Here is a 15225-nt window from a genome sequence, read left to right on the forward strand (position 1 = left end):
TTTCATTTTGAGTGAGTTACGGCTTAACCACAACTAACACCTGAATTGCTTCTGGTGTAACAGTTAAACCATCAAGTAAGCTCAAGCCTTCTTTTTGCAGTTTCTGTAAACGTTCAATTTCGTCTTGACGAATACTTGGGTTGAACTGTTTTAGATAAGTTAAACGGTCAATTTCATATTGCCATTTATTGCCATAATGTTCTTTTGCTTGTTGCTGAAGCTGCGGTAAATCAACTTTCGCAATTTCTAACGCTTGTTTATAGCGCTGCTCAATGATATCACGGCGAGCTTTAACTACTTGGCGGCAGCTATTGCCATCTAAATGATGTAAATATGGTTTTAAAATTGTTGGATCAATCTTTTCAGATAAATCCTGTCCATTTTCACTTAACAACACGCGAATGAGTTGTTTCGGTAAACTTGATGGCAAGTTCAAAGATTTAGGTGCAACAACATCTACTTTAAACCAGACTTCAATTAAGACTGAACCCTGCTTTAACGCATTAGATTTAAGTACAGCAACATTGGTACTACCAAATGATTGTGTACGGATCATTTCCATAACACTTTCAATGAACGGATGCTCTAAAGTTAAATATTGAGCATCTTCACGAAGCTGAGCTTGATCGCGATAGAAAGTTGCTGTCATACCTTCTTCGTCTAAAGCCAAACCTTGCACTTGCATTTGATCGGTCGGTTTAATAATCACCGTACCATTACTTTGCTCATCAAAATCGATATTGGTTGATGACATGAAACGCTTCACAAACATTGGTAGCGTAGTATTGTCATCATAGTCTTCAAGAGCTTGAACAATTTCTTGTGCCACAATAGGACGACATGAATTATATTCAAGTAAACGATCTCGGCCAGCTTGAAGTTCAGCTTCTAAGGCTTGACGTTGAACATTGACCTCTTCAAGCAAATCTTCAAATGTTTGACCTTGGTCTGCAAGTAAACAGTCTTTTAATTCAACAATAAAATTCTCTTGCAGCGTTTGCGCTGTCGGAGAAATATTGCTGAAAATATTCAGTGCTTCGTTATACCAACGGAACATACGCTCTTGAGCTGTTCCCACAAGGTATGGCACATGAATTTGGATACGGTTTTCTTGACCAATACGGTCTAGACGTCCAATACGTTGCTCTAAAACATCTGGGTTAGCTGGTAGATCAAATAAAATTAGATCACTGGCGAATTGGAAATTACGGCCTTCCGAACCAATTTCCGAACACAATAGAATCTGCGCGCCATAGCTTTCTTCAGCAAAATAAGCAGCAGCTTGGTCACGTTCTAGTAAGCTCATGCCTTCATGAAACATTGCAGTACGAATGCCTGCATGCAAACGTAACACATTTTCTAAAGATTCAACTACTGGTCCGCTACGCGCAATTAAAAGCACTTTTTTATGCTTAAGATCTTTGCGTAAAATTTCCATTAACCATGGCACACGCGGATCATTTTGCATCCATGAACCATCAATTTGCGCTTCTTCAGGCCACATCTGCTCACGCAGTTTGCCATCTTTTGACCAATCTTCTGGTGCTGGTAATGGTGCTGGTTGACAATCACGACCTGGGAAGCCCTGAATGGCTTCACGTGTATTACGGAATAAAATACGTCCAGTACCGTGACGGTCTAATAATTCGTGAATTGCCCTAAAGCGTTGATCTGGCTGATCTTCAATGCTGTGACCCAATAAGCCTTCTAAAGCAGATAAATGCTCTGGTGTTAGAGCTTGATCCGACATAAGCACTTCAGCAATTTTTGCAGTTTGCTGATATTGAGTCTCTTCATCTAAGAAGCGCTCTAAACTACTAAAACGCTGTGGATCAAGTAAACGTAAACGTGCAAAATGACTTTCTACACCTAATTGTTCAGGTGTTGCAGTGAGTAATAGTACCCCTGCTGTATTTTCAGCGAGCTCTTCAATTAAATCGTAGCGATCATTACCGCCTTCTTCTTCGCTCCACATCAAATGATGTGCTTCGTCGACTACGAGCAGATCAAAACCAGCTTCTATGGCTTGCTCACGCAAATCATCATGGTCAACCATTAAGTCAACGCTGGCAATAATGCATTGCTCAGTCAAGAACGGGTTAAGCTCTGGATCATGTTCTTTAATAGATGCAGTACGCGTTAAATCAAACAGAGAGAATTGCAAGTTAAAACGGCGACGCATTTCAATCATCCACTGATACTGAAGAGAATCAGGGACTAAAATCAGAATTCGTTCTGAACGACCAGTTTTAAGCTGTTGGTGGATAATTAAACCAGCTTCAATTGTTTTACCTAAACCAACTTCATCGGCAAGTAAAACACGAGGTGCAAAACGTTTACCAACTTCATGTGCGATATAAAGCTGATGAGGAATCAGGCCAACACGTGCACCGACCATCCCACGTAGAGGGCTGGTTTGCATTTGTGCTTGCATGAGCATCGCTTCAATACGCAGGTCATACCATTCTTTATAGTCAACTTGACTTGCAAGCAGACGATCTAAAGGTTTAGATAATTGAATTTGCGCACCAATACGTGTTTCATTGAGTGCTTTACGCTCTTGCTCGCCATTTTCTAAAGTACGAACAACGTTGTAACGCAAAACGCCATGACGATCTTCAACAGACTCAACGATCCACTTCTGGCCTTCTTGATCTTGAACTTCATCATTCGTATTGAAGATGATACGAGATAGTGGAGCATTGTTACGTGCATATACACGTGTCTCATCACTTTTGGGGAATAAAATGCTGACAGATCTTTCATCTACATCAATAAGAACACCTAAACCGAGCTCAGTTTCTGTGTCTGATAGCCAACGTTGACCAATAGCATACTGCTGCAATTTTTCCACCTTTCTCTCAAGTTCGCACTACATATTGTACGATGCAAATTAGCTTATTTTTGCATCTTTTTATGTAGTCTTTAAAGCAAAATTTTGAAGCAAAAACCAATTAAATTGCTTTGCTACAAAAAATCACGCATTAAAATTTTTACATTAAAACGGTACAGGACAGTCAAAAGTTAATGTTTCTGCTGTGACAGGATGATTAAAACTTAACTGTTTGGCATGCAAACATAAACGCGGAACAAGTTGCTGCTCCGGTGTTGCATACAGCGTGTCACCTACAATTGGATGCCCAAGATATTGCATGTGTACACGGAGTTGATGAGATCGGCCCGTAATTGGTGTTAATTTCACACGAGTTACAGGCTGTCCCTGAATCTGAAAATGTTCTATGGCCTGCCAATGTGTTAAAGCAGGCTTGTTGTGAGAAGCGTCGACAATATGTAAAGGTGGTCGGCTTGGGTCATAGATGACAGGAATATCTACAGTCCCCTCACCCTCTAAATGACCTGCAACAAGCGCTTCATATATTTTTGAAGTCTGACGATCTTGAAATTGACGTGCAATTGCACTTTGACCGCGCTTCGATAAACCAAATACTAAAATACCTGAGGTATCTCGGTCTAGACGATGAATGAGCAAGGTTTTAGGTTCAATCGCAACCAACCTTGTCAAAACGCTATCATGTAAATCACCCTTACCAGGAACACTCAAGATGTCCGAAGGTTTATGAATCACCATAAAATCATCATCACGATAGATCAGATGTTCACTTAGAAAATCACTCAAAGTTGTATTCCCAAGGTAAGATGAAAAACAAGCGGGCAATAATAAAAAGCTTACGTCCGAATTACAATGCCGTTCGGGTAAATTAACAGCAGAATTTGCAAATATTATGGATCACTTGAGGTCTATAGTCAGTCAAGGCTTCAATAACTGCATAATATGTTGCAATGTCGGTGCTTGCATTATCTCTTCAGCGCTTAAGCTCGCACCATTTGCACGCCATAGATCGACCAGATAATTCACAGCAGTCTGATCTAATCCGTAGTTTCTTAAATCAATTTCAGGATGAATCTCCATAGGATGTCGCCCCACCTGTTCAGCAATTGCCAATAAGATTCCTTTATCTGACAAGATATAGGAGGACGGCGCACTTAAAGACCATAACCGCATTAAGCTCTGCGTATTTAAATGTTTTATATGGTCAAAACTGATCTTTTCAACCCATTGGATATGCTGCTCTAGATTAGCCGCCAAGATCGCATCATTTACAACACTGACCTGATCTGTAATCGATAAAACAAGCTGCATGACTTGTTTAAACAGAGGCGACAAATCACCTGCCATCATAACTTGGGCTTTAGTATTTGATGACAAACGCTGACCAAGCTCCAACATGGTTTGTTGAAGCTGAGATGTCTCAATAAAAATAATTGGAATTTCGAGTGATTGAGCGCGCTTAATCAACAATTCCAAATGATTCGCCAATGGTTGCTCAGACCAATCTGGTCGTAGTTTAAGCTCATTGAGCCCAACCATGAGCAAAATACTTTGCGCTGACTCAATTGACCAATTTGAAGTACTTGCAGCTAATTGGATTTTTCGAGGTAAGGGATAAAACATTGTTCTCTACAAATATAAAAATAGCTCAAATTAAAAAGCCCGTTTAACACGGGCTTTTTTGCTTACTTCATTTCAGCGAATGTTTCTTTTGCAGCCTGAATGGTAAATTCAATATCTTCATCAGAATGTGCAGATGAAATAAAGCCTGCTTCAAATGCTGAAGGTGCCAAGTTTACCCCACGCTTTAACATGCCATGGAAGAACTTTTTGAAAGCTTCAATATCACATGCCAACATTGAATCAAAGCTTGTAATGTCTTCTTGGTCGGTAAAGTAAAGACCGAACATTGCGCCAGCTTGCTGAGTCTTAAATGGAATACCCGCTTCATCAGCTGCAGCTTGTAAGCCTGCAAGTAACTTTTCAAGTTGAGCAGATAATTTGCTGTAAAAGTCTGGTTGACGTAAATGTTTAAACATTTCAATACCAGCACGCATAGCAAGTGGGTTACCAGATAATGTACCTGCTTGGTATACGCCGCCTAAAGGTGCGATGCATTCCATAATTTCACGCTTACCACCAAACGCTCCAACTGGTAGACCTGCACCAATAATTTTACCTAAAGTCGTTAAATCAGGTTTAACGTTATAAACCGATTGCGCACCGCCTAAAGCAACACGGAAGCCTGTCATCACTTCATCAATAATGAATACAGATTTATATTCATCACAAATATCGCGAATGGCTTGTAAGAAACCATCAATTGGTTTCACCATATTCATGTTACCCGCGACTGGTTCAATAATGACACCCGCAATTTCATGGCCGAACTTAGCAAAGCATTCTTTTAATGCAGCAATATCGTTGTAAGGTAACGTTAAAGTATGTTTAGCAAAATCAACAGGAACACCTTTTGAAGTCGGTTCACCTTCACCTAAAGTCAGTAAACCTGAACCTGCTTTTACTAAAAGTGAGTCTGAGTGGCCGTGGTAACAACCTTCAAACTTCACGATTTTGTCACGGCCAGTATAACCACGCGCTAAACGAATAGCGGTCATGGTCGCTTCTGTACCCGAGTTAGTCATACGCACCAATTCAATGGATGGCATGATTTCACAGATAATATCTGCCAACGTTGTTTCGTGTACGGTTGGTGCACCAAAACTTAAGCCATCTTCTGCTGCTGTTTGTACAGCCTTAATAATCTCTGGATGAGCATGGCCCAAAATCATCGGTCCCCAAGAACCAACATAGTCAACATAACGCTTACCATCGACATCCCATAAATAAGCACCTTTTGCTTTCTCAATGAAAACCGGTGTTCCTCCAACGCCATTAAAGGCACGTACCGGAGAGTTCACACCACCTGGAATGTGTTTGCTGGCTTGTTTAAATAACTGTTCTTGCTTTGGAGATAAACTCATGGAAATGCTCGTCTTAAATATCTAAAAAATAATTTTGAAAGCTTAAGAAAATAATTGTGCCCACGCCTGTACACGGGCAGGAATTTCAGCAGTTGATCGGCCTAATATATCACTAATGACTGCACAGAGGTCAGCCCCAGCCTCAATCACAGGTTTTGAGTTTTCAACAGTTAAACCACCAATCGCACAAATTGGTAAATCATATTGGGCTGCTGCTTGCTTAATCACTTCAATACCCACATTACCTGCTTCAGGTTTTGTAGAGGTCGCGTAAACCGCACCAAATGCAATATAAGACGCCCCATCGGCAATTGCTTTTTGCGCAAGTTCTAATGAGTTCAGGCAAGTACGGCCAATAATCACGCCTTCTGGTAATTGCGATTTTGCATCGGTAATTTCGCCGTCACTTTGCCCTAAATGCACACCTAATCCAAACTGAGCGGCCAGTTTTAGGTCATCATTAATCACAAAAGGAACTTGATATTTTTCACATAAAAGTTTGATTTGTTCGACTTCTGCGGGTTGGTCTGCTTTGTCTATTTTCTTACGGCGGTACTGTAAAATTGCGACCTGACGAGTTGCGAGTGCGGCATCTAGTTTTTCTAATAATAGTTGGATTGGGTCATCGTTTGTAATGAGGTATAAACCGCGCATACTCTACTCTCGCTTTAAAAAACTTCGCTAGTATAACGGATTTATAGATCATCATAAGTACCGATTGATATAGGCTTAACAGTACCAATCGGTATATTAAGAATAGAAATTAAAATTAACTTGGTATTTTATCGTGCTTACGGTCAATCAAACTTAATCGACCAGTCGCAACGTCAGACAACATTCGCCAATCAGAAATAAAGCTATAGAAAGGCTGTTTAAAACTGGCAGGCTTATTTTTTTCAAACACAAAATGCCCAACCCAAGCATTTGCATAACCCGCTACCAAACCATAGAGTACATATTTGGCTTGTTTCTTACGGACTGCTTTTGAAAAAAAGTATAGACCAATGCTACTGCCCACCACATGCAAACGTCTGCTCATGATGTTACGGTGTTCAGTTAAATAAAAACGATAAAATTCCTGATAGTTTTTAATCGGCAATTCAAACTCTGGCTGAGCTTCATGGCTAAAGTTTATTGGTGCATTCACGATCATCTTCCTGATTTTTATTTGATCAAAACGTCACCTGATTGTACACCTAAATAAAAGTGTAGCGTCATATGTTTGATTGTAACTTTCTCTATCAAAACCATTATTTTTAGAGCTAAGCTATTATACTTATTCAAGATAGTCTAAATACCTGATTCAGGAAGATATATTATGGTCGAAGTCGAACTAAAGTTTCAGTTACCTGAATCGAAGAAAAAAACTGTCCAGCAATACTTAAAAAAACATAAAGCAAAGAACATTCACTTACAGGCAAAGTATTACGACACTCCTGATCGATTACTTGCAAAAAATGGTATGGCCTTACGTTTACGTAAAGAAGATGATCAATGGGTACAAACATTTAAAGCCGCAGGTCAAAGTCATCTGCACCGTGTTGAAGAAGAAACTCATTTAGGCGTTTGTGACCAAGAACCTGACTTAAACCTTGAGTTATATCAAGATAATAAAGTGGTAACTGATTTAATTAATGCGGCCTTAGGAACGCAAGCTGAAAAACTAAGTTTGCAGTTTGAGACTGATGTACAGCGCACCTATCATGTGTTTGAAGCAGATAATACAGCGATTGAAGTTTGCTTAGATGATGGTGTCGTAAAAACAGCGGATGCACAAAGTGTAATTTGCGAAGTCGAATTTGAACTCAAGCAAGGGGCTGTGAAAACGCTCATTCAGTTTGCGCAGCAGTGGATTAATCGTTATTCACTTTGGCTTGATGTAAGAAGTAAAGCCGAACGTGGCAACTTATTAGCACTAGGGCAAGCTGCCTCACCTGCTGTTCATGCTAAAACTCTGACATTAAATAAAGATATTAGTGCTGAACAGGCTCTAAAAAAGATTGTCGAAAACTGTTTAGGGCAATTCTTACCAAATATGGCTGTCATTGCCGATGGGGTTGCTGAAGCTGAGCATATCCATCAGGCACGTGTAAGCTTACGTCGTTTACGTAGTGCCTTTAAGCATTTTGCAGGTTGGTCAAGCGAGCTAAATCCTGTTTGGGAAGAACAAATTGCTGAGCTTTTCCGTAAACTTGGAGACACTCGTGATGAAGATGCGATTCGCACCGAAGTGTTACCTATTATTCAACAACACGGTTCACCTGAACTTTTACTACCAGTTTCAGCCCAGCCCTCAAAAGAACTCTCAACAATCTTTACCTCTGCAGACACAATTAAGCTATTACTCGATTTATTAGCATTTGCTTATTCAGAAGAAGATTCAGAGCGTAAAACTGGTGCGTTAAAAAAACATATTAAAAAGAGTTTAGATAAGCTACATCACAAAGTGATTCGCAATGCTGACCATTTCTCTGAGCTTGAAGTGACTGAACAACACAAAATAAGAAAGCAAGCTAAACAGTTACGTTATTGTGTTGAGTTTATTTCGAGTCTTTATCCAAATAAAAAAGTACAGCAATATTTAAAACAGCTACAACCTGTGCAAAATACCCTAGGTCAATATAACGATTTGTTTATTGCAGAAGGTATTTTTAACAATGTGGTTGAACAAGATCCGTCTTTCTGGTTTGCCTTAGGTTGGGTCAAAGCCAAACAGCCACAATTACAAAAGCGCTCAGCAAAAGCTTTACAGGCTTTTAGTGAGGTTGAAACTTTCTGGTAATTTATAAAAAGTCGCTGTAAACGTGCAGCGACTTTTATCGGTATTTACCAAATACTTTCCATACGCCGTTATCTGCTAACGGATCACTATAGCTATCGCTGCGTTGCTTTCTTGGCTTATCACGAGCATCAACCAATTTAAAATGTGGCTCAACCCCTAGCACAATCCCATTCGTATAAAACCGTGAACGTGTATATTCGCTTTGCCCATGTTGAAACACATAGGTTCTTAAATCGATGAATTCACGGTGAGCAACCAAAGCCGCGGTATCATCACTTTGTAACCATTCTTGCATCGTAAATATCTGGTCTGTTTCAAACTGCCCGCATTTTTCAATAAGACTCGCAACACCGCGAAAAGTTTTAGATTCTTTTGCGCGTGTTTTATTAATCCGAATTCGGTCTACATGAAAAAAGAATAGCGGTAAATTTAAATGACTTGGCAGATGAATGGCATCTAGTAATTCATCTTCCATAAATGGCTGAAAAAGCTCTTGCGCCCTTTCAATTAGCCCCTGCCATTGACGGTAATAATTTTCGACTTCTTCTTGCAAGCCATAATAAATCGGTAGCCCTTCAACATGCTCTAAATATTGGGGTGGGAAAACATGCTGGCGTAATAAAGCAATATCTGTCTTTAAACTTTGAATAGCAATTGCATCTTGCATATTAGTCTCTCCTACCAATACTTAGGCTATTTACAGACTAAGTCAAAGGTTTTGTTTCCGCAAGCGTTTGCCTATAATAAGCAGCTCTATTTTTGCGGGAATAAGTCATGTCTCAAAAGATTAATGCAACAGATATTACTGAAGAAGAAGCATTAAATGCTGTTTTCTTTGAGCGTGCGGATGAATTTATTAAACAAGCTAATGATTTTTGTCGCCCGCCAAAAGATAAAAAAGTTGATCCAGCTGAGCTACGTGGTCAAGTGAGTGCTGCAATGTTATTTGCTACTGCCCGCTTCAATACATGGGTAGCAGCAAATAACTTTAAAGATGGTAATGAAATGCGTGATGCGAAAGATCAGGTCATGTCTTACCTTCTTCAGCAATTTCAGATGATGCTTGAAGATAACTTCGATGAATATTGTGAACAATTCGAAAATTATTTACGTTTCCGTAAAAATGAAGATTTTCACGCGCATAAACATGATCATTAATATGATTTAAATACCTAAATAAAAAGCCACATTTGAGTGGCTTTTTATTTGCGAGAAGACTTTATTTCTTTGCTGCCTGACCATATTGATCAGCCATCACTTCGACCAAATGTTCAGGTTTAATATACTTCTTAATTACTCTGTTAACGTCAGCAACAGTCAATTTAGTTAACTCTTGATCATGACGAATTCGGTCTTGCAATGTTTTGTTTGTTTCAAGCTGTAGATTTAACATGCCATGAATATTACGTTCATCTTCTAAAGCTGTAACTCGTTTCTTCATGATATCTGCTTTAGCAGCTTCAAGCTCTTGCTCAGTTACCCCATTTTTAACCAAGTCATTTAACACTTTGTGTATTGAAGCAGACACTTGTGCTGAGCGACCTGAAGTATAATTTGCACTAATACTCAAAGCTCCTACATTCGTGTCACGATCAAGTTGCAGCCCACTTCCAAAACCATAGACTAGCGCATTTTTCTCACGAAGCTCTTGAGCCAAACGTGATGAAATTTGAGACTCACCTAAAATATAGTTCATTAAAATGAGAGCAGATGCATCTGGATGGTTTTTCCCAACTGGAATTGAAAGGACACTTTGGTAGCTACCAAATTCGCGCTGCTCAGACAGAACATGAACTTGCTGTGCTGGAAAATCAACGTGATCAATCAAGATTTTTTGATATGGTTGCTTACCGTTCCAACGACCAAATTCCTGATTCAGTAATTTCTGCATCTTCTTCGCATCAAATTCGCCTGTAATGGCAATTTGAGCATGGTTCATTGCAAAGAAACGCTCATATAACTCTTTCACTTGCTCTTGAGTTGCGTTTTTCAACTGCTGTTTTGCCAGTTCAGGTTCGAAGTGATAACGCAAATCACCCGGTTGATATTCTTCAAGTAAACGTGAAAGTGTTAAACCCGCCACTACATCTGGCTCGGTATAAGGACGATCTAGGCTTGATAAACTTTGCGATTTAATTAAATCAAATTGAGATTGTTCAAATTTCGGATTTTTCATCACATCAAGAACAAACTTGAAAAACTCATCAAATTTTTCTGATTTAGACTGAATATTAATGGTCATGCCATTGCCGTCAGCACTTGCATAAGCCGCACCGCCTGCATCAATTGATTTATCGGCAATATCTTGCAAACTGTATTTATCAGAACCACGGAGCAATAAGTATGAAGTTAGATCAACTACTGTGCCTTTATTAAATAAAGATTTTTCTGTTCCGAAGTCCATCGTAATCGTTGCGTAAGTACGATCATCGCGTGTTTCAACTGGGAATAGAGCATACTTCATTCCATTTTTTAGTTTTCCACGGATAATCTTTTTCTCATTGCTTTCAACATATTGCTTTGAAGTTTTTAAAAACTCAGCAACTTCTTGTTGATATACCTTCGGATCTTTTAAAGGTTCAGCCTTTGCTTCGACCTGATCTAGAGTTTTAGGTGTCTCTTTTGAATTTTGCTGTTGCGCTTTTTTCTGGTCTTCAGGTGTTGGCAAAATATCGCCATCAATACGATGATCAGCCACAAGGAACTGTTTTAAAGTTTGATTCACATCATCTAGCTTAACTTTTTCTACAGAATCTAAATCTTTAAAATATTGATCCCATTGCCCGCCAGCGACGGTGTAATCACTTAAACGTGACCCCAGTGCTACCGCATCTTTCGTGATTAAGTCACCTTGAGTTTTCATTAAACTTTTAACACGATTTAATTCAACTTCAGTAAACGGCTTCCCTTTTTCAATGCCTGCTAACAAAGAACTTTCAACTTTTTTAGGGTCATTACTTGGTGAATAAATGGCACCTAGAAACACCACGTTAAAATCTTGGTCTAACCAAGTACTAGCTTCAACATTTGTGGTAATACCTGTTTCCACCATGTTTTGGTATAGGTGACCACTTGGCTGCATCGTATATAACAAAGGAGCTAAAGCGAGTGTCGGCTGAATTTTGGTATTTTTACCATTCATATAGATATGGAACTTAGCCAGATCACTACCCTTTTTCACCATGAATTGACGATTTTTTATTTTTGTAGAGTCAAGCACAGGAATCTGTACAGTCTTCGGAACTTCTCTTGCCGCAATTGGACTAAAATATTGATCTATTGTTTTTAAGACATCAGTCTTATCAAATTTACCTGAAATCACCATAACAGCATTATTAGGTGCATACCAGCTACGATAAAACTGGTTTAATTCAGGCATCTTAATAGATTTAAGTTCAGGCAAATCACCAATCGGTAAACGACCTAAATATTGGTTACCATAAGCTGACTTCCACATTTGATCCATCAGCACAGCAAAAGGCTGATCCATACGGACTTCACGTTCACGCTTTACAATTTCAATCTCGGAAGGAACAAACTTTTCTTGAAGAACTAATTTATCCATACGCTCAGATTCAAGATACAGTACCTGATCAAGCGCAGTTTTTTCTGGACGAACGATATTAGTATATTTTGTTGAATAATAATCGGTGCTGGCGTTTGTCATCAATGTATATTGATCTAAACGACGCTGGAATTCTTCCCCTTTAACATTTTGTGTCCCCTTAAAAGCCAAGTGCTCAAGCAAATGAGCTAAGCCACTTTTACCCTGCGGGTCATTTAATGAGCCTGTTAAATAAATGGTATTAATAAAGATTTTATTTTCTTTGTCATTCGGTGCAAGCACAATCCGAAAACCATTATCTAATTTATATTCCTCAATATTTTGCTTACTTTTTACTAGTGTAGTTTGTGCCCAAGACGCAGCACTTAAACCAAGAATACATAGGGAGAGTGTCAGTTGTTTAAACTGCATAAACATATAAATACCAATTAATTTGAATAATAAAAAATCAATAGTTGTAGGACTATAGTAGGAAATTTGAACTAATTTTCATAGTAAAGTTTTGAAAAAAAAGCCGTTTATTTAAACGGCCTTATATTTTAAGGAAAAATTTCAGCTTGCATATAAAGCTTCCCATATCCTGAAACTTCAATACGTTCCTGATTCAGGACATTGCAATATAAAACGCCTCCACGGCTAGAAGCCTGATAAGCAATAATATTATTTTTAGCAAGTTTTTCTGCCCATAATGGCGCTATTGCCGTATGAATTGAACCCGTAACTGGGTCTTCTTCAATGCCCGCGACAGGTGCAAAATAACGCGATACACAATCATATTGTTGATCGGCTTTTGAGGTGATAGCAACATCCATCCCTGCAGTAGTAATCGCAGTCCGTTTACCTAAGGCTTTAAGTAGGTTCATGTCAGGCTGCTCATCTAATACGTCCTGCACTGATTCATACTCAACAATGTAGGCTTGAACATTTTGATAAACTGCTTTAAAAGGTTTTGTTAAAGCTTGACGTAAAATAGCTGGATAATCTTCAACTTGATGAGCTTTGCGAATTGGAAAATCCATTCTGATTTTACCGTCTTCATCTTGGTGAACTACAAAAAGACCTAAGTTTCGAACATGGAAATTAATGGTCTTTTTCTCGGTAAAATCTTTAAATAATACGAAAGCGCTGGCAAGCGTGGCATGCCCACAGAAATCAACTTCAACCGTTGGCGTGAACCAACGGATTTCATAGTTTTCAGAGTCTATAATTTTTACAAAAGCAGTTTCAGACAAATTATTTTCAAGTGCTATCTTCTGCATTAAATCTACATCTAACCACTCTTTTTCAACAACGACAGCGGCTGGATTTCCACGAAATAACTCTTTTGTAAAAGCATCGACTTGATACATTTTCATGATAGTGCTCTCTTTTGTAATAGGCCTATTTTCGAAAATTATTTAAAAGAAAAACAGATACAGTTTTTTTAAAATTAACATCACAGTGGCAATTTATGCATATAAAAAAAACGGCTCATCCAGAATAGCGAGCCGTTTTTTTATTGATTTTTAATGATGTTGAGTTAACTCAATTTCATCTTCACTGTTTAATATTTCTTTATCAGTCTGACCCATCAATTGGCTCGTAACAACACCAGCAGTCATCGAACCATTTACGTTTAACGCAGTACGCCCCATATCAATGAGTGGCTCGATTGAAATAAGAAGTGCAACCAACGTTACAGGTAAACCCATTGCAGGAAGCACAATCAACGCAGCAAAAGTCGCACCACCACCTACTCCGGCAACTCCAATTGAACTTAAGGTCACAATACCGACTAACGATGCAATCCACATTGGGTCTAAGGTGTTAATACCCATGGTAGGTGCAACCATCACTGCCAACATTGCAGGATACAAACCCGCACAGCCATTTTGACCAATGGTGGCACCAAAAGAAGCAGAGAAACTTGCAATTGATTCAGGCACACCCAAACGACGAGTTTGTGTTTCAATGCTCAGTGGAATACTTGCTGCACTTGAACGGCTAGTGAATGCAAACGTTAAAACTGGAGCAACTTTCTTAAAGAATTTAAGAGGAGAAACACCCGTCATAGTCAAAATAATGGCATGTACGACAAACATAATCGCCAAGCCTAAATAAGATGCAACCAAGAAACCGCCTAGATTTAAAATATCTGCGACGTTTGAACTTGCCACGACTTTTGTCATAAGCGCAAATACGCCATATGGTGTAAGAGTCATCACTAAGCGCACAAGCTTCATTACCCATGACTGCAACGTCTGAATTGCAGTCAGAATACGTTGACCTTTTTCAGCATCATCCTTCATTAGGTTAAGCGCTGCTATACCTAAAAAGACGGCGAAAATAACCACACTAATAATTGATGTTGGGTTTGCACCAGTCAATTCAGCAAATGGATTACTTGGAATAAAGGAAAGAATAAACTGCGGTACACTTAAATCGGTAACTTTACCTACATAGTCCGTATTAATGGCAGTTAAGCGTGCAGTTTCAGCAGCACCTTGCACTAAACCTTTTGCCGTTAAGCCAAACAGGTTGGTAACAAATACTCCTACCAGTGCAGCAATCAGCGTTGTAAAGAGTAAAGTACCAATCGTATAAAAACTGATTTTGCCTAAAGATGAGGCTTGGTGTAATTTTGCAACCGCTCCCAAAATAGACACAAATACCAAAGGCATCACGACCATTTGTAAAAGTTTTACATAGCCGTTTCCAACGATATTAAACCAGCTAATAGATTCAGCAAGAATCGGATGGCCACCGCCATAAATCAAATGTAGTCCTAAACCAAACACCACACCTAGAACTAAGCCAGCCAGAACTTTTTTAGATAAGCTCCAGTCCGTTTTACGTGTTTGGGCGAGTAAAAATATTAACCCGACAAAAACCACAATATTGATGATTAAGGGTATATTCATTCCCAAACTCCAAATTATTGCTTGTGTCATCTTTCAAGGGGGCATATTTGACCATAGCCGGCCTATATAAACTACCCTTTTCCACAATTTTATAGCATCAAGATGATTACAAACCTCTGTGAGAATATAAAATGACTTTTTCA

General features: G+C 39.0%; 12 protein-coding genes. 2 read left to right on the top strand and 10 right to left on the bottom strand.

Translation table 11 applies throughout. The features are described from left to right. Positions 1 to 16: 16 nt before the first annotated feature. The 6 genes from rapA to J536_RS15820 form a co-directional block, all read right to left on the bottom strand. Positions 17 to 2854, bottom strand: coding sequence for an RNA polymerase-associated protein RapA (rapA, locus tag J536_RS15795; RefSeq protein WP_005073250.1), 2838 nt, complete (start codon positions 2852 to 2854; stop codon positions 17 to 19). Between the two features lie 144 nt (positions 2855 to 2998). Further along, positions 2999 to 3637, bottom strand: coding sequence for an RluA family pseudouridine synthase (locus tag J536_RS15800; RefSeq protein WP_005307342.1), 639 nt, complete (start codon positions 3635 to 3637; stop codon positions 2999 to 3001). 132 nt (positions 3638 to 3769) lie between these two features. Beyond that, positions 3770 to 4474: an isochorismatase gene (locus tag J536_RS15805; RefSeq protein WP_032063302.1), complete on the bottom strand. Its 705-nt coding sequence runs from the start codon at positions 4472 to 4474 to the stop codon at positions 3770 to 3772. 62 nt (positions 4475 to 4536) lie between these two features. Then, on the bottom strand, positions 4537 to 5835 hold the full coding sequence (hemL, locus tag J536_RS15810; protein WP_016146072.1) for a glutamate-1-semialdehyde 2,1-aminomutase: 1299 nt from the start codon (positions 5833 to 5835) through the stop codon (positions 4537 to 4539). A 42-nt stretch (positions 5836 to 5877) separates the two neighbouring features. Then, complete coding sequence (gene thiE, locus J536_RS15815; protein WP_032063303.1) at positions 5878 to 6489, bottom strand: thiamine phosphate synthase; 612 nt, start codon at positions 6487 to 6489, stop codon at positions 5878 to 5880. A 115-nt stretch (positions 6490 to 6604) separates the two neighbouring features. Beyond that, on the bottom strand, positions 6605 to 6988 hold the full coding sequence (locus J536_RS15820) for a DUF962 domain-containing protein (RefSeq protein WP_075383512.1): 384 nt from the start codon (positions 6986 to 6988) through the stop codon (positions 6605 to 6607). Between the two features lie 165 nt (positions 6989 to 7153). Between J536_RS15820 and J536_RS26185 the strand changes: the two genes are divergently transcribed. Further along, on the top strand, positions 7154 to 8617 hold the full coding sequence (locus tag J536_RS26185; protein WP_032063305.1) for a CYTH and CHAD domain-containing protein: 1464 nt from the start codon (positions 7154 to 7156) through the stop codon (positions 8615 to 8617). 34 nt (positions 8618 to 8651) lie between these two features. Here the strand turns inward: J536_RS26185 and J536_RS15830 are convergent, their stop codons facing one another. Further along, positions 8652 to 9284, bottom strand: coding sequence for a hypothetical protein (locus J536_RS15830; protein WP_032063306.1), 633 nt, complete (start codon positions 9282 to 9284; stop codon positions 8652 to 8654). A 107-nt stretch (positions 9285 to 9391) separates the two neighbouring features. On the opposite strand from J536_RS15830, the gene J536_RS15835 reads away from it, so the two are divergent. Beyond that, a complete protein-coding gene (locus tag J536_RS15835) occupies positions 9392 to 9775 on the top strand; it encodes a DUF3144 domain-containing protein (protein WP_002118682.1) in 384 nt (127 codons plus the stop codon). Positions 9776 to 9836: 61 nt separating this feature from the next. On the opposite strand, the gene J536_RS15840 is transcribed toward J536_RS15835, so the two are convergent. From J536_RS15840 to J536_RS15850, 3 genes are all read right to left on the bottom strand, one after another. Continuing rightward, positions 9837 to 12599: a M16 family metallopeptidase gene (locus tag J536_RS15840; RefSeq protein WP_032063307.1), complete on the bottom strand. Its 2763-nt coding sequence runs from the start codon at positions 12597 to 12599 to the stop codon at positions 9837 to 9839. Positions 12600 to 12721: 122 nt separating this feature from the next. Next, positions 12722 to 13537 carry a PhzF family phenazine biosynthesis protein gene (locus tag J536_RS15845; protein ID WP_032063308.1) on the bottom strand — a complete coding sequence of 272 codons (816 nt, stop codon included), beginning with the start codon at positions 13535 to 13537 and terminating at the stop codon, positions 12722 to 12724. A gap of 150 nt (positions 13538 to 13687) precedes the next feature. Further along, a complete protein-coding gene (locus J536_RS15850; protein ID WP_002118474.1) occupies positions 13688 to 15082 on the bottom strand; it encodes an L-cystine transporter in 1395 nt (464 codons plus the stop codon). Positions 15083 to 15225 lie beyond the last annotated feature (143 nt).

The sequence above is a fragment of the Acinetobacter sp. 809848 genome (genome assembly GCF_000581275.1).
Classification (GTDB): domain Bacteria; phylum Pseudomonadota; class Gammaproteobacteria; order Pseudomonadales; family Moraxellaceae; genus Acinetobacter; species Acinetobacter pittii.